General features: G+C 41.5%; 16 protein-coding genes and 1 other annotated feature. Of the genes, 10 read left to right on the forward strand and 6 right to left on the reverse strand.

What is annotated here, in order from left to right; translation table 11 throughout:
• The first annotated feature begins 100 nt into the window (after positions 1-100).
• Positions 101-1,819 (forward strand): acetate--CoA ligase, encoded by a 1,719-nt coding sequence (gene acsA, locus V7Z64_RS01560; RefSeq protein WP_297991606.1) that lies wholly within the window; start codon positions 101-103, stop codon positions 1,817-1,819.
• A 29-nt stretch (positions 1,820-1,848) separates the two neighbouring features.
• Here acsA and V7Z64_RS01565 read toward each other — a convergent pair whose 3' ends face one another.
• Positions 1,849-4,635 carry a transglycosylase domain-containing protein gene (locus V7Z64_RS01565; protein WP_297991564.1) on the reverse strand — a complete coding sequence of 929 codons (2,787 nt, stop codon included), beginning with the start codon at positions 4,633-4,635 and terminating at the stop codon, positions 1,849-1,851.
• 138 nt (positions 4,636-4,773) lie between these two features.
• Positions 4,774-5,002: a binding site (T-box leader), on the forward strand.
• Between the two features lie 52 nt (positions 5,003-5,054).
• Here V7Z64_RS01565 and tyrS point away from each other — a divergent pair.
• Complete coding sequence (tyrS, locus tag V7Z64_RS01570) at positions 5,055-6,314, forward strand: tyrosine--tRNA ligase (RefSeq protein ID WP_297991566.1); 1,260 nt, start codon at positions 5,055-5,057, stop codon at positions 6,312-6,314.
• A gap of 38 nt (positions 6,315-6,352) precedes the next feature.
• Here the strand turns inward: tyrS and rpsD are convergent, their stop codons facing one another.
• The gene (rpsD, locus tag V7Z64_RS01575; protein WP_003398030.1) at positions 6,353-6,955 is read right to left on the reverse strand and encodes a 30S ribosomal protein S4; all 603 of its coding nucleotides are present in this window, start codon (positions 6,953-6,955) and stop codon (positions 6,353-6,355) included.
• A 378-nt stretch (positions 6,956-7,333) separates the two neighbouring features.
• Here rpsD and V7Z64_RS01580 point away from each other — a divergent pair, with 378 nt between their 5' ends.
• Entirely contained in the window at positions 7,334-9,178 is a 1,845-nt protein-coding gene (locus V7Z64_RS01580) for a sensor domain-containing diguanylate cyclase (RefSeq protein WP_297991572.1), read from the forward strand.
• Positions 9,179-9,208: 30 nt separating this feature from the next.
• Here V7Z64_RS01580 and V7Z64_RS01585 read toward each other — a convergent pair whose 3' ends face one another.
• A complete protein-coding gene (locus V7Z64_RS01585) occupies positions 9,209-9,694 on the reverse strand; it encodes a GAF domain-containing protein (RefSeq protein ID WP_297991574.1) in 486 nt (161 codons plus the stop codon).
• A 5-nt stretch (positions 9,695-9,699) separates the two neighbouring features.
• Positions 9,700-10,497 (reverse strand): histidinol-phosphatase HisJ, encoded by a 798-nt coding sequence (hisJ, locus tag V7Z64_RS01590; protein ID WP_297991576.1) that lies wholly within the window; start codon positions 10,495-10,497, stop codon positions 9,700-9,702.
• A 162-nt stretch (positions 10,498-10,659) separates the two neighbouring features.
• Between hisJ and ezrA the strand changes: the two genes are divergently transcribed.
• Positions 10,660-12,351 (forward strand): septation ring formation regulator EzrA, encoded by a 1,692-nt coding sequence (gene ezrA, locus V7Z64_RS01595; RefSeq protein WP_297991579.1) that lies wholly within the window; start codon positions 10,660-10,662, stop codon positions 12,349-12,351.
• Positions 12,352-12,374: 23 nt separating this feature from the next.
• Here the strand turns inward: ezrA and brnQ are convergent, their stop codons facing one another.
• Entirely contained in the window at positions 12,375-13,703 is a 1,329-nt protein-coding gene (brnQ, locus tag V7Z64_RS01600) for a branched-chain amino acid transport system II carrier protein (RefSeq protein WP_297991582.1), read from the reverse strand.
• A gap of 177 nt (positions 13,704-13,880) precedes the next feature.
• Here brnQ and V7Z64_RS01605 point away from each other — a divergent pair, with 177 nt between their 5' ends.
• The 4 genes from V7Z64_RS01605 to mbcS all read left to right on the forward strand — a co-directional run bounded on the left by V7Z64_RS01605 (position 13,881) and on the right by mbcS (position 18,184).
• Positions 13,881-15,032, forward strand: a complete 1,152-nt coding sequence (locus V7Z64_RS01605; RefSeq protein ID WP_297991584.1) for a cysteine desulfurase family protein — start codon at positions 13,881-13,883, stop codon at positions 15,030-15,032.
• Entirely contained in the window at positions 15,029-16,222 is a 1,194-nt protein-coding gene (gene thiI, locus V7Z64_RS01610) for a tRNA uracil 4-sulfurtransferase ThiI (RefSeq protein WP_297991585.1), read from the forward strand. The genes V7Z64_RS01605 and thiI overlap by 4 nt, the downstream gene beginning before the upstream one ends.
• Before the next feature lie 62 nt (positions 16,223-16,284).
• The gene (locus tag V7Z64_RS01615) at positions 16,285-16,476 is read left to right on the forward strand and encodes an alpha/beta-type small acid-soluble spore protein (RefSeq protein WP_003398020.1); all 192 of its coding nucleotides are present in this window, start codon (positions 16,285-16,287) and stop codon (positions 16,474-16,476) included.
• A 133-nt stretch (positions 16,477-16,609) separates the two neighbouring features.
• Positions 16,610-18,184, forward strand: a complete 1,575-nt coding sequence (gene mbcS / locus V7Z64_RS01620) for an acyl-CoA synthetase MbcS (protein ID WP_297991586.1) — start codon at positions 16,610-16,612, stop codon at positions 18,182-18,184.
• Between the two features lie 35 nt (positions 18,185-18,219).
• On the opposite strand, the gene V7Z64_RS01625 is transcribed toward mbcS, so the two are convergent.
• Positions 18,220-19,023 (reverse strand): NAD kinase, encoded by an 804-nt coding sequence (locus tag V7Z64_RS01625; RefSeq protein WP_297991589.1) that lies wholly within the window; start codon positions 19,021-19,023, stop codon positions 18,220-18,222.
• Positions 19,024-19,148: 125 nt separating this feature from the next.
• Between V7Z64_RS01625 and V7Z64_RS01630 the strand changes: the two genes are divergently transcribed.
• On the forward strand, positions 19,149-19,760 hold the full coding sequence (locus V7Z64_RS01630; RefSeq protein ID WP_297991591.1) for a DUF2953 domain-containing protein: 612 nt from the start codon (positions 19,149-19,151) through the stop codon (positions 19,758-19,760).
• Positions 19,761-19,798: 38 nt separating this feature from the next.
• Positions 19,799-20,227 carry a GerW family sporulation protein gene (gene ytfJ / locus V7Z64_RS01635; protein ID WP_003398006.1) on the forward strand — a complete coding sequence of 143 codons (429 nt, stop codon included), beginning with the start codon at positions 19,799-19,801 and terminating at the stop codon, positions 20,225-20,227.
• The last annotated feature ends 38 nt before the right edge of the window (positions 20,228-20,265 follow it).

The raw sequence follows: 20,265 nt of genomic DNA on the forward strand, positions 1-20,265 counted from the left end.
CATAATAAACATAAATGAAAATTTTTTAAAAATTGAGAAATTGTTTATAGTATAATATAATACGAGTGTAAAGACTTCAAACAAGGGGGAGTTTGGGATGATTAAAGTGGAAACGCTACCAGTCATTCAAGGGGATTTTAATTTGAAAAACTATGAAGAAACGTATCAAACGTTTGACTGGTCAGAGACGGAGAAAAACTTTTCTTGGTACGAAACAGGAAAGGTGAATATGGCGTATGAAGCAATTGACCGCCATGTGGAAACATTCCGAAAAAACAAAGTCGCTCTTTACTACCGTGACGCGACAAGAGAAGAGAAGTACACGTTTAAAGAAATGAAAGAGTTTTCGAACAAAGTAGCAAACGTATTAAAAGAAGTGGCTGATGTTGAAAAAGGCGACCGCGTCTTTATTTTTATGCCTCGTTCACCAGAATTATATTTCTCTGTGCTCGGCGCTATTAAACTTGGTGCGATCGTTGGATCTCTTTTTGAAGCGTTCATGGAAGGGGCGGTACGCGATCGTTTAGAAGATAGCGAAGCGAAAGTGATCATTACAACGCCTGAACTGTTGCCGCGAGTGCCTGTCAATGAACTGCCGGCATTAAAATACGTATTTTTAGTCGGAGATGACGTGAAAGAAGAAGGTCCATTTTTCGATTTGAAAAAACGGATGAATGCTGCAAGCAAACATTTCGATATTGAATGGGTTGGACGTGAGGACGGTCTCATTTTACATTATACATCTGGTTCAACTGGAAAACCAAAAGGCGTATTGCACGTGCATAATGCGATGATTCAACATTATCAAACAGCGAAATGGGTATTAGACTTAAAAGAAGACGATGTATATTGGTGCACAGCTGATCCAGGTTGGGTAACAGGAACATCATATGGTATTTTCGGTCCGTGGCTTTGCGGAGCATCAAACGTCATTGTAGGGGGACGATTTAACCCAGAAGCGTGGTACAAGACGATCGAAGACTATGGTGTGACAGTATGGTATAGCGCGCCAACAGCATTCCGTATGTTGATGAGTGCTGGAGACGAGCTCGTGAAAAAATTTGATTTGCGTTCACTTCGCCATATTTTAAGTGTTGGTGAACCGCTCAATCCAGAAGTTGTTCGCTGGGGAATGAAAGTGTTCAACCGTCGCATTCATGATACATGGTGGATGACAGAGACGGGAGGTCAGCTCATCTGCAACTATCCGTGTATGGAAATTAAACCGGGATCGATGGGCAAGCCGATTCCAGGGGTAAAAGCTGCGATTGTCGATGATCAAGGGAATGAGTTGCCGCCTTATCGCATGGGGAATTTGGCGATTAAAAAGGGTTGGCCGTCCATGATGCGCGCTATTTGGAACAATCCACAAAAATATGAGTCATATTTCTTGCCAGGTGATTGGTATGTATCTGGTGATTCTGCGTATATGGATGAGGACGGATATTTCTGGTTCCAAGGACGAATTGATGACGTAATTATGACAGCAGGAGAGCGTGTCGGTCCGTTTGAAGTAGAAAGCAAACTCGTTGAACATCCAGCTGTTGCAGAAGCAGGTGTCATCGGAAAACCGGATCCAGTGCGTGGTGAAATTATTAAAGCGTTTGTAGCTTTACGCGAGGGGTACGAGCCGTCAGAAGAATTAAAAGAAGATATTCGTAACTTTGTGAAAAAAGGCTTAGCAGCGCATGCCGCACCGCGTGAAATCGAGTTTCGTGACAAGTTGCCAAAAACGAGAAGTGGAAAAATTATGCGTCGCGTGTTGAAAGCTTGGGAGTTAAACTTGCCGACAGGCGATTTGTCAACAATGGAAGACTAATTAAAAAAATCGGGCTCGGCCCGATTTTTTTAATTAGTCGATGGTTGCTCTTCGGTCGGTATGTCTATCGGTTGTTCATTGGTTGATTGCTCGGGTAGTGTTGCAGGTAACATACGAACGATATTTGACGGATTTGATTCCAATCCAGCGATATCGACAGCAGTAACATAATATATTCCTTGTTTTAACGGTATGCTTTTTTGTTCTCCTGTACGTATTGTTGCGATGACTTGAAACGTAGCTGTTTCGGATGACGCGTAATATACTCGATAACCAATGACGTCTTGTTCGTGATGTTCGCTCCAGACGAGCGTTGCCCCTTTTTGTTGCACTGCAAGTGGATCTGGTTTTTTACCGTTTTCTTGAAGTGTGTTTGCTACAAATACATGTTTCCACTTGTCGTTTCGAGGAAGCAGTTGGCTCATATCTTTTATATGTTGAATTCCCCATTGTTCAAGCAATGAACCGTCAATCATCACGCCTTCTTTTGTAAATTCCCTCGGTGTTGATGGAAGCGCAACGTATCGTTCCCCGTTCAATTCGATGAAGGCCCCACTCACTAAATACCGATCTTCTTGTTTCGGTACGAAAGCGGTATTGAATAAATCACTTTCTATAAGTCCGAATCGTTTGCACGTTTCTGACGGAAGCAATCCGGAAATGGCACAATATGAACGTTGTACAATGCCACCCGGCATGTGAAATCGCTCTTGTGGCGCAATCAGCTCTGGACGAATGTCGTATGCCCCGTTTATTAATTGCGCCCATAGTAGTAAGTTTCTTTGGGAATACGATAGTCCTTTATACCTTTTTTCGAGCGGCTTTGGTGTATCATATCCCATCCAGATCCCGAATGTAACATTCGGATTTGTTGCTACGAACCAAGCATCTTTCGTATTTTGGCTCGTTCCAGTTTTTCCTGCCCAGTCAGCTGAAAACTTTAGCTTACCGTTCAAAAAGGCGGCCGTGCCTGAGCGAATGACATCGCGCATCATATCAATTGTTAGGTAAGCTGTCTGCGGAGAAAATACTTCGACTTGTTTTGGTTCATGTTCATATATGACTTTGCCGTTTTTATCGACAATTTTTTCAATTAAATAGGCGTCAACGAACTTTCCGCCGTTTGCGAATGTCGCATATGCATTGACGTTTTCCTCTATCGTTACCCCTTTTGTCAAGCCGCCTAGCGCGAGCGATAAATGGCTTGCGTCCCCGGTTGTTAAGCTTGTGAATCCCATTTTCTCTAAATATGAAATAGGGCGTTGGTCGATGATGCGCGCATACGTCCGAATAGCAGGGATGTTATATGATTTTTTGAGTGCATGGCGAACAGATGTTAAACCGTGCGTTTGACCATCTGCGTTTTTCGGACGATACGGCCCTTGCGGCGTCGACATTTCTACATCGATATCTGGAATAACAGACCCCGGCTGAACGATCCCCATTTCCATTGCTGGTGCATAAACAAGAAGGGGCTTCATCGTTGATCCGTTTGAGCGATATGCCTGTGTCGCATGATTTAGCTGCTCGCGTTTATAATCTCTTCCTCCAACAAAGCTAATAATGCGTCCCGTTTTGTTTTCGATGAGCATCGCACCGACTTCTACCGGTTGACGTACGGAAACGATTTGTCCTGTTTTTTCGTCTTTTTTTCGTACGAGTGTATCGCTTCCGAAGTAAGGATATTTTTCTACGATTGCTTGCATGCGCTCATATATATCTTTGTCGATCGTTGTGTAAATCGTGTAACCGTTTTGTCGTAATTGTTTTTCAGCCTTTTCTGCATATTCCCTATATAGTTGATCGTTCGAACGCACATCTTGCCGTTCATAGCCATCTTTTTTGGCTAGTAAATCAATAAAAATGTCTTTTGCACGACGCTCAATTTCAAACGTTAACCACGGGTATTTTTCTATTGGAGAAGGTAAGGAAGAAACAAAATCTTTCGTAATGTCGTATGCAAGCGCTTCCTCATACTGCTCCTTTGAAATATACCCTGCTTTTTTCATGCGTGCTAACACCGTTTTCATACGATTTAAGGCTGGGGACAAGTCGCTTTTTAACTCCCCTTCACTTGTAAATGGTGTATATCGAAACGGGCTTTGTGGCAATCCTGCTAAAAATGCAGCTTGCGGCAATGTTAATTCTTTTGCGTCAACACCGAAAACGCCTTTTGCGGCAGCTTGAACGCCAGCAATATTTCGTCCAGATGCGTTTCTTCCGAAAGGTACGACGTTCATGTATGCCTCTAAAATTTCATCTTTTGAAAAAAATTTCTCAAGCCGTAAAGCAAGTAATACTTCTTTTGCTTTTCGCTCAAATGATACTTCACTTGTTAAAATTTGGTTTTTAACAAGCTGTTGTGTTAATGTACTCCCACCGCTACGTGTTGAGGAGTTTGTTGCTTCTTGAAAAATGGCACGTATAATTGCTTTTGGTACAACCCCTTTATGCTCATAAAAATGTTCATCCTCTGTCGCGATAATCGCTTGAATGAAATAAGGGGACACTTCTGAAAGTTTAATTTCGTCTCGCTCTAAGTCGGAGCGAAAATAGCCAAGATATTGATGATTGGCAAAGTAAATATGCGTCGTTTCTTCATAGTTATAAATATCTTTTTTCATTTCTTTGTACGGAATCGGTTCGGCATCTTTCACAAGTGAAGCGAAATACCCAGCCCCGACACCAAAGGCAAAACTGAACGCGCATAAGCTAGTGATGAATATAATTAAACATACGTTCCAAATGACTTCATATGTGATTGTAAAATGGCGCCATAGCTTTTGCCAAGAAAATCGGACTTGTTTTTCAGACATAGTGACCTCCCATCCGTGTTGTATTTTCATTATTATATCATAATTTGTCTTTTCATATCGGTAAATGTCTAAATTTGTTTCAAGATCTTGACAACGATGAGTGTTTTATGATAAAAGAGGATATACCAACATGTGAATAATTGAGTGATGATCGGAACAAGTAGTGCTTATCTCCCTGCGATCAGAGAGCTAGTGGTTGGTGCGAACTAGCGCATAGATGAGCATGAATTACCTCCGGGAGCATCTTTTGTGAACGGCATAGCATGTGCCAAGTAGCAAAAGACGGTGTCGGCCGTTATGTCAATGAAGTGAGAGAACATCGTTGTTCTCTAAGTAGGGTGGTACCGCGATATAACTCGTCCCTTCATGTGAAGGACGAGTTTTTTTGTTGTGACTATAGACTAGAAAGGGTGATTGCAATGGATTTGCTTCAAGATTTACAATTTCGCGGTTTAATTAATCAAATGACGGATGAAGAAGGTCTGAAAGCATTGCTATCAGAAGAGCAAGTAAAAGTATATTGCGGTTTTGATCCGACCGCGGATAGTTTGCACATCGGTCATTTGCTTCCGATCTTAATGTTGCGTCGCTTTCAACAGGCGGGACACCAACCGATTGCGCTCGTCGGTGGAGCGACGGGGCTCATTGGGGATCCGAGTGGGAAAAAAGCGGAGCGAAAATTGAATGAAAAAGAGACGGTTGCTCATTACAGTGAACGAATTAAACAGCAGTTAAGTCGTTTTTTAGATTTCGAAAAAGAAAATAACCGAGCGATTATTGCGAATAACTACGAGTGGATCGGATCGCTCGATGTCATTACCTTTTTGCGTGACGTTGGAAAAAACTTCGGTATTAACTACATGCTTGCGAAAGAGTCTGTTCAATCGCGATTGGAAACAGGAATTTCGTTTACAGAATTTAGCTATATGATTTTGCAAGCATACGATTTCTTAAAGCTATATGAAATGTATGGTTGTAAATTGCAAGTTGGTGGAAGCGATCAATGGGGGAACATTACAGCAGGGCTAGAGCTCATCCGGAAAACAGAAGAAGATGCCAAAGTATTTGGACTAACTGTCCCACTCGTAACGAAAGCGGATGGAACGAAGTTTGGGAAAACGGAAGGTGGAGCAGTATGGCTTGATGCTGATAAAACATCCCCATATGAATTTTACCAATTTTGGATTAATACAGATGACCGTGATGTCGTAAAATATTTGAAATACTTCACGTTTTTATCACATGAAGAAATTATCGAATTGGAAAAGCAAACAGCTGAAGCGCCAGAAAAACGGGCAGCGCAAAAAGCGTTAGCTGCTGAGATGACGCGTCTTGTTCACGGAGAAGAGGCGTTGCGACAGGCGATCAATATTTCCGAGGCGCTCTTTAGCGGGGAAGTAGCGAAATTAACAGCGGATGAAATTGAACAAGGGTTTAAAGATGTCCCATCGTACGTATGTCATGAACAGGAAGTGGCGCTTGTTGATTTGCTTGTCGCAAGCGGTATTTGCTCGTCGAAGCGCCAAGCGCGTGAAGATGTAACAAATGGGGCCATTTACGTAAACGGTGAACGTGTGCAAGATGTGAATAAAGTTATGACAGACGCAAATCGCATTGAAGGTCGTTTTACAATTATTCGGCGCGGTAAGAAAAAATACTACTTGATTCGTTACGCATAAAAAAAATCCTCTCTGCTTCGGCAGAGAGGATTTTTTTATTAACGTGAGTAGAACTCGACGATTAATGCTTCGTTAATTTCAGCAGGTAATTCAGAACGCTCAGGTAAGCGAGTGTAAGTACCTTCTAATTTGTCTGCATCAAGCGTTAAGTAGTCAGGTACAAAGTTGTTTACTTCAAGCGCTTCTTTAATAATTTGAAGGTTGCGAGATTTTTCGCGAACAGAAATTGTTTGACCTGGTTTCACACGATAAGATGGAATATCTACACGGTTGCCATCAACTAAGATGTGACCATGGTTCACTAATTGGCGAGCTTGACGGCGAGTGCGTGCAAAACCTAAACGGTAAACAAGGTTGTCTAAACGAGACTCAAGTAGGATCATGAAGTTTTCACCGTGTTTACCGGCCATTTTTCCTGCTTCCTCGAACGTTTTACGGAATTGACGCTCGTTTACACCGTACATATGGCGAAGCTTTTGCTTCTCTTGAAGTTGCATGCCATATTCAGATAATTTTTTGCGTTGTCCTGGACCATGTTGACCTGGTGGGTAAGGACGTTTTTGTAATTCTTTACCTGTGCCGCTTAATGAAATGCCAAGGCGGCGAGAAATTTTCCATGTTGGACCTGTATAACGAGCCATAAATGCTCCTCCTTTGTTTTTATTTTTGGTAAAATAAAAACAGTCGTGCCTCACTATTTATCGCCATTTTGTTTTCATGTATCCTCGCCCTAGCAGCTGAGAGTTACACGATACAGCCTCCAGTTAGAGATTTTTCTCTACGGGGAACAAAATGGACATACAAACGTGAGCACAAAGGCTGCAATATTTTACACAAAGGCTATTATAATTTTTTTTTACGCCTGAGTCAATCATTTTTGTATAGTCTTTATGGAAAGGATTATGGTATGATATAATTAATAGGTCCTCAGTTTTAGAAATATGACAGAAACTTTCATTTTTTTATTTATATGGTTCATACATATAAAGAGAGGAAGTATGTGCGGGTGAGTGGAGAAAATGAACGTTCAACAACGCGATCAATACGCCATATTTAAACAAAAGTTTTTTGACTGGTTTTTGACTGAAGAAGATTTTACAGATTTACCTCGCATCATTCAAGCGCTCATCACCTTATTGCAAAAAGAGTTTCATTTGTTAGATATCACCTTTTATGTACTTAACCCGTTTAAACATGCCTTCGAGCCTGAAGTGACGACTGACTGTATGATTAGAAAGCGCCAGGAACACGTCTCGATTCCATTCGATAGTCATCTAAAAGAACGGTTTGACGACGTTATAATTATTGATGATGGAAGCGAGATTAAAACGGTGCAGTTTGGGGTGTATTTTTCAGAAGATTCATGCGGTCTCGTTCGTTTTCGAATACATGAACGGGATATGCTACCAAAGTCGTTTATTAGACAAATGAAACACGACTTTTTAAAAGTATTTGCCCGTATCCGGAAAGTATCTGAAGTATTAAGTGAAGAAAAAAGATATGAACAGTTGCATCGAGCGGCAACAAAAATTCATGCGTCGATGAATATTGGTGATGTGCTTGAAGAAATTGTGAAAACGTTAAAAGACGTGTATCCGACGTTTACGTGCCATTTATTTTTATCATATGATAGTACAACAGACCGTGATTTGCCGATCAAATTGCTTACGTTTGAAAACGAAGACGAGCACATGGGAGCAATGCAAGCGTATGTTACTGGACATATTCAGCTTCATGATTCGCTCGTTCATAAACGATCCGTCATTTATGCGCCAATTAAAGGGGCGCAAGGAATTTACGGCGTAATTGAAATGATTGCTCCAACGGTGATGGAGTTGCCTGAAAGGGAAATTCGTTTCATCTCCTTGTTGGCGAATACGGCCGGTAGCGCATTAGAAAATGCTAAATTATATGAGCAATCTAAACGGTTAATCGCCGACTTACAACTCATTAACGAGACGATCCATCATTTGAATACAAATTTACGATTCCAAGATGCACTAAAGTTTATGATTGAGAAAATCAAAACGTCATTTGATGCGCAGGAAGTCGGTTTTATTCTTTCGCAAGAAAAGGAGCGGAAAGTACTCCCGGGAAGTACGCCGTTTTTCGAATCAAAGGAAGCGAGAATATATGTTGATTTCGTTTTCCGTCGTATTCAAAATGCTCGCGATACTTTATTTTTAGGCGATGTAAAAATTCATGGCGACCATACGAAACGGTTTCGTTCACTTATGGCTGTGCCGATGATGCGCGGCATGATGAAAGGTGTCGCCATCGTGTTACATGAAGAAGCGTATCACTTTTCATTTGATATGTTTAAATTGTTACAGTCGCTCATTCATCATTCTACATTGGCGTTTACAAACGCCGCGTTGCGCGAAGAGCTAGAGCGTATGGTGATTACAGATCGACTAACAGGCTTGTATGCACGCCATTATTTAGATGAACGCATCCAACACTCGATGGAAGAGGATGGTCTAGGCACATTTATTTTAATAGACATTGATAATTTCAAAAAAATAAATGACACGTATGGGCATCAAGTAGGCGATGAAATTATTATTCAAGTAGCGAATATTATGAAAGCGAACATCCGACAAAACGATATTGGGGCACGATGGGGAGGGGAAGAACTCGCCATTTATTTGCCGAAGGTGTCGGTTCATGCAGGTTTATCGATTGCGAATCGGCTTGTGCAAAAAGTCCGAGAATTAACCGATCCACCTGTAACGATTTCGTGTGGGGTATCGTACTGGAAGAAAAATCGCGCTGACTCTGTTAAAGAGTTATTTAATCGTGCCGATGAGGCGTTATATACAGCGAAACGGACAGGAAAAAACCGAGTTGTTGTTCAGGAGTAATATAAAAGAGGCCGCGTTTATCGGCCTCTTTTATACGTCAAGATGGTGTACGAGCGTTTCGACAAACCGTTCTAAATACTGTTCATCCACCTCATCGAAACGGTTTTTCATGGGGCTATCGATATCAAGCACTCCGATGACGCGACCATTTTTGATCATTGGAACGACAATTTCAGATTGAGATGCGGCATCGCATGCGATGTGTCCCGGAAATGCATGAACATCTGCGACGCGCACCGTTCTTTTCTCATTAGCTGCAGTTCCGCACACGCCTTTGCCGAACGGGATACGTACACACGCCGGAAGCCCTTGAAAAGGTCCGAGAACGAGTTCGTTTCCTTCTGCTACATAAAAACCGACCCAGTTGATGTCGTGTAAAAAGTAATTCAATAAAGCTGCAGCATTTGCTAAGTTAGCAATCACATTTTTTTCATCTGAAATTAAAGCTTGTAATTGCTCGATGACAAGCGCGTAATTTTCTTCTTTTGTCCCTGTGTATGCTTGTGTATGAAACATGTTTTTCACTCCTTATACATCAACATATGTTCAATCCCTTGATGAAGTCCAGCGACTGAATGGGCATCCGAGCCGTAAACGAGCGGAACGCCAAGTTCCAATGCTTTTTTGACGACCCAATGGGGTGGATAAGGCTCTAGACAAAGTGGTTTTACCGCCCCAGCACCGTTATAATCAAGCTCTAATTGGCGCAATTTCATTTCTTTTAAAATGCGTGCGATGATGTTAGATGCATCATATTCACACGGGTATGCCCGATGAAACTTTCGGACGAGCGTGATGTGACCGATCCGTTTTGGTTTGTACGGTCCTAAGTCCGCAACAACGGACGCTAACACAGCGTTATAATATGCGTCGTACACTTGTTCAACGGAACCGAGCGAGGCGACGATTTCACCAAACATCTCCTCGTTGTAATCAACACACATATAGCCGTTGCCAACAGCTAAAAAATGAACAGATAAAATGCTATCGTCCAATTGTGGGCCAACTTCATTTAAAAATGCTGTCGTTTCTCGTTCATAACCGACGATGAAATCAACTTCGAGCCCGATGCGAATACGAATATGTCTTTCGTACTGTTTTTTTAATGACTGTAAAATTGATACGTATGATGCTAGTTGTTCCTTTTTCATCGCGCTATCTTGATAAGGGGTGGGATCAATAAACCCTGTCGGAAGCGGTGCGTGCTCGGTGAACGAAATGTCTGTATAACCGAGCGAAATAGCCTTTTCAATATATTCATGTAGCGCATCTTTGCTCCCGTGAGGGCAAAAAGGTGTGTGAATATGTCCATCGCGCACGTTTCATCCCCTCCTTACACGCACGGTTCGACAAAAATCACGTTTTTTAGGAAAAAATTAAAATTTTTGCTCAAAAAATGTTGCTAACATGGTATCATAAAATCATTGAAAAGAAAATGCCTTCTCCATAAAAAAGAAAGATTGACAACAAGGAGGCCCATTATGGAATTTGTAGCGATTAGTGCGCTCCTCGTCATCGGAGGACTTACATATACATATGTGCATCGAAAACGTTTATATAAACGAATTGACGAATTAGAACAATGGAAAATTTCCTTGATGAATCGACCTGTGCCAGAGGAATTGTCTAAAATTAAATCGTTAAATATGATGGGGGAAACAGAGCAGCTGTTTGAAAAATGGCGCAATGAGTGGGACGATATTGTTGCTGTTCAGCTGCCAAATATAGAGGAAAAGTTGTTCGACATTGAGGAAGCGGTTGTCAAATACCGATTTATGAAAGCGAAAGATGCGTTGCAACAAACGGAGCAACAACTGAAAGATATTGAAGGAAGCATTCAACGCATTTTACTAGAGTTACAAGAATTAGTCGGGAGCGAAGAGAAAAATCGAGAAGAAATTGAGCAAATGAAGGAAAAGTATCGTCAAGTAAAAAAAGCGATGCTGACTCAACGTCATGCATTTGGTTGCACAGAAGTTGCGCTTGAGGCGCGATTAAATGCTCTTCAAAACCAATTTCAAACATTTGAACAGTTAACAACAGAAGGGAATTATTTGGCTGCTCGCGAAGTCGTATTGCTTATTCAAAACGAGCTACATGAATTGAATCGTTTTATTGAACAAATTCCCCTTTTATTAAGCGACGCACAAATTGAAATTCCTGCGCAACTCGACAACATTGTCGAGGGGTATCGTGAACTGTTAGACAAAGGGTATGTGCTTGACCATCTTCCGGTTGATAAAGAAGTTGAAGCGATTCGGGGAAAAGTGTCTCAAGTACTTTCATTATTAGAAGAGCTTAAAGTCGATGAAGCAGAAGCGCTTCTTCGTGAAACACAAGAAGATGTCGATACGTTGTACGACTTATTGGAAAAAGAAGTGTACGCTGAACGGTTCGTTCATGATGAAACAGAAAAGATCGAACAAACGCTTTACGATTTGGAAGAAGAAACGAAAGAAACGCGTGATGAAACGTTATTTGTGCAACAAAGCTATCATTTGTCGCAAAGCGACTTAGATAAATATCGACAAATCGAGAAGCAAGTACAACAACTAATGAAACGTTTTATGCTCATCCAAACGAAAATGGCCGAGGAGCGTTTAGCTTACTCGCTTATTCGTGAAGAGCTTGAAGAAATTTTAGCGCAAATTGCTACAGTAAAAGAGAAGCATGCCCAGTTTCGCGAGCATTTATATGCGTTACGCAAAGACGAATTAGCGGCGCGCGAGAAGCTGTCGGAAATGAAAAAGCAGTTATCGGAAGCGATTCGACTTGTGAAAAAAAGCAAGCTCCCAGGTTTGCCAGAGTCTTATATGTTACAAGTGAGTGAAGCACGCGAAAGCTTAACACGCGTTTCCCTTACGCTAGATGGGAAACCATTGAATATGGAGGCGGTTCATCAAGCGTTAGACGAGGCGATCGTTTTTGTGCAAAACGTGTATGATCAAACAAAAGAAATGATTGAACAAGCCCAATTAGCAGAAAGAGTTATACAGTATGGCAACCGCTATCGTCGACGTTTTCAGGCGGTAAAAGAAGGATTAGACGAAGCGGAACAACTGTTTCGAAGATACGAATACGAACTGGCATTACAAAAAGCAATCGCTGTGGTCGAACAAGTGGAGGAAGGGGCATTTGAACGTATTCGAGAGTGGCTAAAAGAAAACGAGTGAAAGGATGTCCTTTCACTCGTTTTTTAACTTACTTTTCTCTCGGTACGTGTGACATGATTTGTTTTGTTTAGTAATAAACCGATGACCCCGCCAATGAGTGCCGGCGTGAGCCAGCCGATTCCTTGTTCAAAGAGCGGCAATGTTTTTTCGTATACATGTAAGATGGACGATACATCAAATCCTGCTGCCTTCAGTCCATCAACGATGCTAACGAGAAACGTACCAGCGAGCGCCCCGATGTAAACGGTTTGTTTTCCCCCGAAATAGTCATGGAGAAACGATAGGGCGACGAGAGTAATGGCTAATGGATAAATAATAATAAGCACTGGAACGGATAACGAAATGAGTTTTGTTAAACCGACGTTTGCGATGAATGCGCTAAAGCCGCTCATGACAATGACGAGCATTCGATAGGAAAGCTTTGGCGAAATTTTCGAAAAATAACTTGCGCAAGAAGATAATAAACCAACTGATGTCGTTAAGCACGCAAGCATAATGATGATCGATAAAATGATTGTACCCGCTTGACCGAATAAATAAGTCGCGGCTTGACTAATGATTTCGCCGCCGTTATTGCGATAACCGATCGCTTGTACGCTCGATGCTCCAATAAAAGCGAGCGATACATACACGAGCGTTAATCCAGAAGCGGCAACGAGCCCGGCTTGAATACAAAGCTTCGTTAATTGTTTTTTATTTGTAATTCCTTTTTGTTGAATGGCTTGAATGACGATGATACCAAAAACGAGTGCCGCAATGGCATCCATCGTTAAATATCCGTCAACAAATCCTTTAAAAAACGGAGCGTTTGCATATGCATCCGTTGGCGGTTGAATGTCTCCCATAGGCGTCCATATGCTTTTGACAAAAAATAAAGTAAGACCGATGAGTAAAAGAGGTGTTAACAACTTGCCAATTCGGTCAACTAATTTTGATGGATTTAACGCTAACCAAAGCGATACGACAAAATAAACAACCGTATACATGGCTAGCATCAATGAGCGATCGACAGTTTCAGACAAAAACGGTGTTACCCCAATTTCGAATGATACAGTTCCTGTACGCGGAATGCCAAAAAACGGACCGATGGCTAAATACATAACGATCGTAAAGATGACACCAAATACTGGATGTGCTCGGCTAGCTAATTGTTGCAAGTCGTTCCCTGTTCTTGCAATCGCGCTTACTGCTAAAACTGGCAATCCGACACCGGTAATTAAAAAACCTGCGATGGCAAGCCACATGTTTTCCCCTGCTGCTTGCCCGAGAGCTGGAGGGAAAATCATGTTACCAGCGCCAAAAAATAAAGCAAATAACATAAAACCGACAGCCATTAAATCTTTTTTCGACATGCTGATCCTCCTTTGTTGTCTCCGTACCAGCCTATATACTACCATACAAAATAAAAATTTTGTTGTTTTTATCAAAAGTTTCAATCTTTAAAATATTCTTTGATTATTTCTTTTTTGAATAAAGATGTGATAATATAAGAAGGCTGTTTGTATACGAACGTAATGGAGGCAAGGGCGATGATGTACTTGGACAATAGCGCCACAACAAAACCGTTTCCAGAAGTATTACAATCATTTTTGAAGGTAGCCAGCGACCATTTTGGAAATCCTTCGTCGCTACATGGACTAGGCATGCAAGCAGAGAGATTGCTCACGCAAGCAAGAGAACAAGTTGCACGTCTTCTTGGCGTCAAACCAACCGAGATTATTTTTACATCAGGTGGGACGGAAGGAAACAATTTAGCGATTAAAGGAGCGGCTTGGCAACATCAAAAACGTGGGCGTCATATCATTACAACGGCGATTGAACATCCATCTGTAACAGAAGCGTGCAAACAGCTTGAACAACTTGGGTTTCAAGTTACATATGTACCTGTTGATGAGCGTGGAATTGTCTCGCCGTTGCACATTGAACAAGCGCTACGTGACGATACGATTCTCGTTTCTGTTATGCATGTAAATAATGAAGTCGGTTCTATCCAACCGATTGAAGAAATTGGCATGTTGTTAAAAAAATATCCGAAAGTGCTATTTCATGTTGATGGAGTGCAAGGTGCGACGAAAGTACCGCTTCATTTGAAACAGGCAAACGTTGATTTATATACGATATCGGCACATAAATTTCACGGTCTAAAAGGGGCAGGCATTTTGTACGTTCGTGAAGGCGTACGTCTTTCACCTCTTTTATCAGGTGGGGCGCAGGAGATGCAACTGCGATCAGGAACAGAAAATGTCGCTGCCATTGTTGCGATGGCGAAAGCGTTGCGATTGTCCATTGAAACATATAGCGAAGCGTCTGCACAACTCGAGCAGATGAAGCGAGCCATCATCGAACATTTACAGACGATAGAAGGCATTGTTGTTCATACACCAGTCGATCACTCTGCTCCGCATATTATTCATTTTTCATTAGAAGGAATTAAATCAGAGGCGTTTGTTCATGAATTAGAAAAACAGCATATGTACGTATCGACAACATCGGCTTGTTCATCGCGTAAAAAAGCACCGAGCAAAACATTGTTAGCGATGGGAGTTGAACAAGCGCGAGCAGAGCGCTCGATTCGAATTAGTTTGTCATACGAGCAACGGGTGGAACATGTTCCAATGATGATTGAAGCAATGAAACGTGCATATGAACGATTAAAAATAGTAGCGAGGGGAACGAAATGACATACGATCATATTGTAGTCCGTTACGGTGAAATGTCGACAAAGGGAAAAAACCGTTTACAATTTGTACGGTGTTTAAAACGAAATGTAGCGAGAAAGTTGAAGCATTTTCCGAATATTGAAATTGAAGCATCGCGTGATCGAATGTACATTCGCTTACATGAAACGCCACCGCAACCTGTTATTGAAAGATTGCGTGAAGTGTTCGGCATACAATCATTAAGTTTAGCGTTAAAAACGGACAGCGACTTACAGAAGATAAAAGAAGCAACTCTTTTCTTTGTGAAACAATTCCCACATGAAGGAAAGACGTTTAAAATATCCGCAAGAAGAGCGGATAAGCAATTTCCTGTAACGACAAATGAGTTAAACTATGAACTCGGCAGCTATGTGTTAAAAAATACAACAGATTTAACGGTCGATGTTCATCATCCAGACATTGATGTTCGCGTTGAAGTACGAAAAGAAGGAACATACATTACTGCATACGATGTGCAAGGAGCAGGTGGTTTACCAGTTGGTACGAGCGGAAAAGCGATGTTGATGCTTTCTGGCGGAATCGATAGTCCGGTAGCTGGATATTTAGCGATGAAGCGCGGGCTGCAAATTGAGGCCGTTCACTTTTTTAGTCCACCGTTTACAAGTGAACGAGCGAAACAAAAAGTCATTGATTTAGCGCAACGTTTGACGGAGTTTGGAGGAACGATTCGCCTCCATATTGTGCCGTTCACAGAGCTACAGCAAGCTATTTATAAACAAGTTCCTGAAAACTATTCGCTCATTTCGACGCGGCGCGCCATGTTGCGCATTACAGATGAAATTCGCAAAAAGGAAAATGGATTGGCTATTGTGACAGGGGAGAGCTTAGGGCAAGTGGCTAGTCAAACGCTTGAAAGCATGGTTGTTGTCAACGACGTCACAACAACCCCAATTCTCCGTCCGCTCATCTCGATGGACAAAACGGAAATTATTTCGCTTGCTGAACGAATTGGAACGCATCATATTTCCATTCGACCGTATGAAGATTGTTGCACCATTTTCACTCCAAAAGCACCAAAAACAAAGCCGAAAAAAGAAAAAGTCATTCATTATGAACAATTTTTACCACTAGATGAGATGATTGCAGAGACCGTTGCCCGCGTCGAAACGATAACGTTGAGACCTGATCAACAGCTAGACGAGCTCTTCTAAGGGAGTATGTATAAAGCTCATTTGTTTTGCACAACCTATCGTTGCGAGGGGGGTGAAAACAGATGGCAAATCGAAATCGATTGCTCGTCCCTGGTGTAGAACAAGCGCTTGATCACATGAAGTACGAAATTGCTCAAGAATTCGGCGTGCAGTTAGGCCCAGATACAACTGCGCGAGCAAACGGTTCTGTTGGCGGCGAGATGACAAAACGCCTCGTGAAAATGGCAGAACAACAATTGAGCAGTCAAAAATAAATATAGCTCGCAAACTCGGTAGAACTTGTTCTACCGAGTTTTTTAGCTTTTAAAAATTTTTAGAAAAGTTATACAAAAGCACTCGATTTTTTTGTATAATTCTTTTGTAATGATATGGTAGGGGGAGAGGAAAATGAATTTAATTGCACCAGAAATGTACAATTTAACGAGTGAATTTGAGAAGTATGCGAGTGATTCAAAACGCGTCGCTTTGAAATGGGAAAGTGAAGCGGGGGAAACGCGAGAGATTACATATGTTGAGCTAGTAAAACAGGCGAACAAAATTGCAAACGCTTTCGTCAGTCACGGATTACAAAAAGGCGACAAAGTGCTCGTTATGCTTCCGCGTCTGTTAGAGGCATATGCCGTATATATTGGAGCGTTGAAGGCCGGCCTTGTCGTCATTCCGAGTTCTGAAATGTTGCGTACGAAAGATTTGCAATACCGAATTTCGCACGGGGAAGTCAAAGGGATAGTAGCTTATTATCCGTATATCGAGCAGTTTGTACCAATTGAAGGAATGGAAAACATCATCACGTTTTCTGTCGGGGGCTCCACTGAGCGCTGGCTCGACTTACATGACGAAATGGCAAAGCAAGGCGATATGTTTGTTACTGTGCAAACATCCCGAGATGATATGGCGTTTTTATCATATACATCGGGAACGACGGGGAATCCGAAAGGGGTTGTGCATACGCACGGTTGGGCATATGCTCACTTGAGAACAGCAGCGAAAAATTGGCTCTGTATTGAAGAAGGGGATCTTGTTTGGGCAACAGCGAGCCCTGGATGGCAAAAGTGGGTATGGAGCCCATTTTTATCAACGCTTGGATGCGGAGCGACAGGTTTTGTGTATCATGGTCGCTTTGAGCCGGAAAAATATTTGCATCTGCTAGAGAAGTACCGTATCAATGTACTTTGTTGTACACCAACGGAATATCGTCTTATGGCGAAAGTGCCGACGATTTCTCAATATAAGTTGCCGCACTTGCATAGTGCTGTATCTGCCGAAGAGCCGTTAAACCGGGAAGTGATTGATACGTTTGAGCGGTATTTTGGTGTTCAAGTTCGCGATGGATATGGACAAACTGAAAACACGTTGCTTGTTGGGGTTATGAAAGGGATGAAAATTAAGCCAGGATCTATGGGGAAACCGACACCGGGGAACCGTGTTGAAATCATTAATGAATTTGGTGAACCTTGTGCGGTCGGTGAGGTAGGAGACATTGCTGTTCATATCGATACACCTGCACTATTTAAGTGCTATTATAAAGATCCGGAACGAACAGCGATGCAATTTCGTGGTGAGTATTATATTACAGGAGATAAAGCAAAAAAAGATGAGGATGGCTACTTTTGGTTCGAAGGTCGCGGTGATGATATTATTATTAGTTCAGGTTATACGATTGGGCCGTTTGAGGTAGAAGATGCGCTAGTGAAACATCCGTTTGTAAAAGAATGTGCAGTTGTCGCTAGTCCAGATGAAATTCGCGGCCATGTGGTTAAAGCGTTTATCGTTCTACGAGAAGGGGTCGATAAAAACGATCCGGACTTAATTCCGCAACTTCAAGAACATGTGAAGCAGCTGACAGCACCTTATAAATATCCGCGCAAAATTGAGTTCGTGGACGATTTGCCAAAAACGACTTCAGGCAAAATCCGCCGCGTCGAACTGCGCGAACGTGAAAGGAAAGCTGTACAAAAATAAAAAAATGGTAAAAAGAGGCGAAGCAACGCCTCTTTTTACAAAAATGTTCGCTTCACTTTTTCCCAAAATGAGTTATCTTTTAACTTCACCGTTTTAATGACTTTTCCACTCAGCTTAATGTCAATTTTTTCGACATGTTGAATGCTTAGCGCTTCATTATCCATTCCGATGATTGGATAGTCGTTTCCGTCTTGCACAACTTTTAATGTCAACTTGCGATTTCCGCTTAAAATAAATGAAGAACCGAGGGTGCGATAACGATTGTTGTTCAACGATGCTAGCTCACTAACTTGAAAGCACGGGAGCATCGGATCGACGACAGCTCCACTAACTGATTTATTATAAGCTGTGCTTCCGGTCGGCGTAGCGATAATCATTCCATCCCCGCGGAATGTTTCAAAATGTAAATCGTCAATAAACACGTCCATGACAAACGTTTTAATAATACTTGAGCGAACGGTGCATTCATTTAAACAGTAAAATGATGTACAATCGTTTACGGTCACATGAATGGTCGGATAGCGACGCACTTCAATTTGCTCCGTTGTCATTGCTTCAATCATTTTTTCCGTGTCGTGAATATGGAAATCGCAATACATGCTTAATGAGCCTAATGTTGAAATACCTGCATATAAGCAATCGTCGCGAAATCCTGTTTTTCGAACAGCTTGTAAAAACGTCCCATCTCCACCTACGCTCACAATAATGTTTGCATATTTTGCATCATCCACGACTTCAAATTCGTACTGTTTAGCGAGTTGAATAAGAGGTTGAACTTGCTTTGTCGTTTCTTCATCATGCTTATGAAAGAAGTACATACGATTACGGCGTTCAGTCATCGTTTTCCCTCCGTTAAAATGTCCTCACGTTTATTTTATCATTTATTTTCCATCCATAGCGAATTTATTCGTTTAATTTTGCTCATTTTTGTCGAAAATGTCATCGGGGAGGAAGTGAAAAGCCGATGATTTTCGTTATTGCCATCATCTTAATTACCTTTTTAACGCTCATTCCTTTTTTATATGTGCATATTACGATTCAATTTCAACATGCACAAGATGACGATCGATTGACGATAGATGTTCGTCTCTTTCGTTTTATTCACTATCGTTTTACTATTCCGCTCATTGAAATATCGAAAAGCGAAGCGGGAATCGTTACAGAAGAAAAAACGAATACAGGAAAAGATAAAAAAACAACGTTTACTGTGAACGATGCTCGTGATCGTTTAGCACAAGTGAGGCAGTTGTTAAATAAAATCGTTCATTTGCATACGATTATAAAAAAGTTTTTACAAAACGTTTATGTTTTACAGTTTCAATGGCATACACAAATTGGTGTCGGTGATGCGGCAAAAACCGCCGTGCTGGTCGGGGCTGGATGGTCGATAAAATATTATGTGGTGGCAATGATAAGTAAATATATGAACGTTTGTATCACTCCTTCCATTTCTATCGTTCCTTTTTTCCAAGGAGCTGTATCGCGTACGTCATTTACATGTATGATCCGATTTCGAATTGGTTACGCTATATTAGCAGGACTGAAGGTCGTTAAACATTGGAAAAAAGACATGTGAGTCACAAATGATGTGGACAGTTGTTAGGAGGAATGAAAATGAATGGACATCCAATTGAAGGATTAATGACGACGGCGATGGAAAATTTAAAAGAAATGATCGATGTCAATACAATTATTGGTGATCCTGTTGAAACACCTGATGGAAGTGTCATTTTAACTGTTTCAAAAGTCGGGTTTGGCTTCGCTGCAGGCGGTAGTGAGTTTATATTAAACAATGGAAACGAACAACAAAAAGAAGCACATCCGTTCGGTGGGGGAAGTGGTGGCGGAGTATCGATCACACCGATTGCTTTTTTAATTGTTAACAGTTCTGGTGTGAAATTGTTGCATGTGGACGAAAGCACGCACTTATACGAGAAAATTTTAGACTTAGCTCCACAAGCGATTGAAAAAATTCAGCATATGTTTGAGAAAAAAGAAAAGCCGAAGCAACAACATAACGGGGCGCCAGACTTTGATATTTAGTATCAATCGAAATAATTGAATTTTTCATCTAATTACGT

Origin of the sequence: Anoxybacillus sp. (genome assembly GCF_036834105.1) — a bacterium.
Taxonomy (GTDB): domain Bacteria; phylum Bacillota; class Bacilli; order Bacillales; family Anoxybacillaceae; genus Anoxybacillus.

What these genes read in the sequence shown, in the direction of transcription:
- V7Z64_RS01565 (WP_297991564.1), bottom strand. Translation starts at nt 4,635, where the DNA reads ATGTCTGAAAAACAAGTCCGATTTTCTTGGCAAAAGCTATGGCGCCAT.
- tyrS (WP_297991566.1), top strand. Translation starts at nt 5,055, where the DNA reads ATGGATTTGCTTCAAGATTTACAATTTCGCGGTTTAATTAATCAAATG.
- rpsD (WP_003398030.1), bottom strand. Translation starts at nt 6,955, where the DNA reads ATGGCTCGTTATACAGGTCCAACATGGAAAATTTCTCGCCGCCTTGGC.
- V7Z64_RS01580 (WP_297991572.1), top strand. Translation starts at nt 7,334, where the DNA reads ATGAACGTTCAACAACGCGATCAATACGCCATATTTAAACAAAAGTTT.
- V7Z64_RS01585 (WP_297991574.1), bottom strand. Translation starts at nt 9,694, where the DNA reads ATGTTTCATACACAAGCATACACAGGGACAAAAGAAGAAAATTACGCG.
- ezrA (WP_297991579.1), top strand. Translation starts at nt 10,660, where the DNA reads ATGGAATTTGTAGCGATTAGTGCGCTCCTCGTCATCGGAGGACTTACA.
- brnQ (WP_297991582.1), bottom strand. Translation starts at nt 13,703, where the DNA reads ATGTCGAAAAAAGATTTAATGGCTGTCGGTTTTATGTTATTTGCTTTA.
- V7Z64_RS01605 (WP_297991584.1), top strand. Translation starts at nt 13,881, where the DNA reads ATGATGTACTTGGACAATAGCGCCACAACAAAACCGTTTCCAGAAGTA.
- thiI (WP_297991585.1), top strand. Translation starts at nt 15,029, where the DNA reads ATGACATACGATCATATTGTAGTCCGTTACGGTGAAATGTCGACAAAG.
- V7Z64_RS01615 (WP_003398020.1), top strand. Translation starts at nt 16,285, where the DNA reads ATGGCAAATCGAAATCGATTGCTCGTCCCTGGTGTAGAACAAGCGCTT.
- mbcS (WP_297991586.1), top strand. Translation starts at nt 16,610, where the DNA reads ATGAATTTAATTGCACCAGAAATGTACAATTTAACGAGTGAATTTGAG.
- V7Z64_RS01625 (WP_297991589.1), bottom strand. Translation starts at nt 19,023, where the DNA reads ATGACTGAACGCCGTAATCGTATGTACTTCTTTCATAAGCATGATGAA.
- V7Z64_RS01630 (WP_297991591.1), top strand. Translation starts at nt 19,149, where the DNA reads ATGATTTTCGTTATTGCCATCATCTTAATTACCTTTTTAACGCTCATT.
- ytfJ (WP_003398006.1), top strand. Translation starts at nt 19,799, where the DNA reads ATGAATGGACATCCAATTGAAGGATTAATGACGACGGCGATGGAAAAT.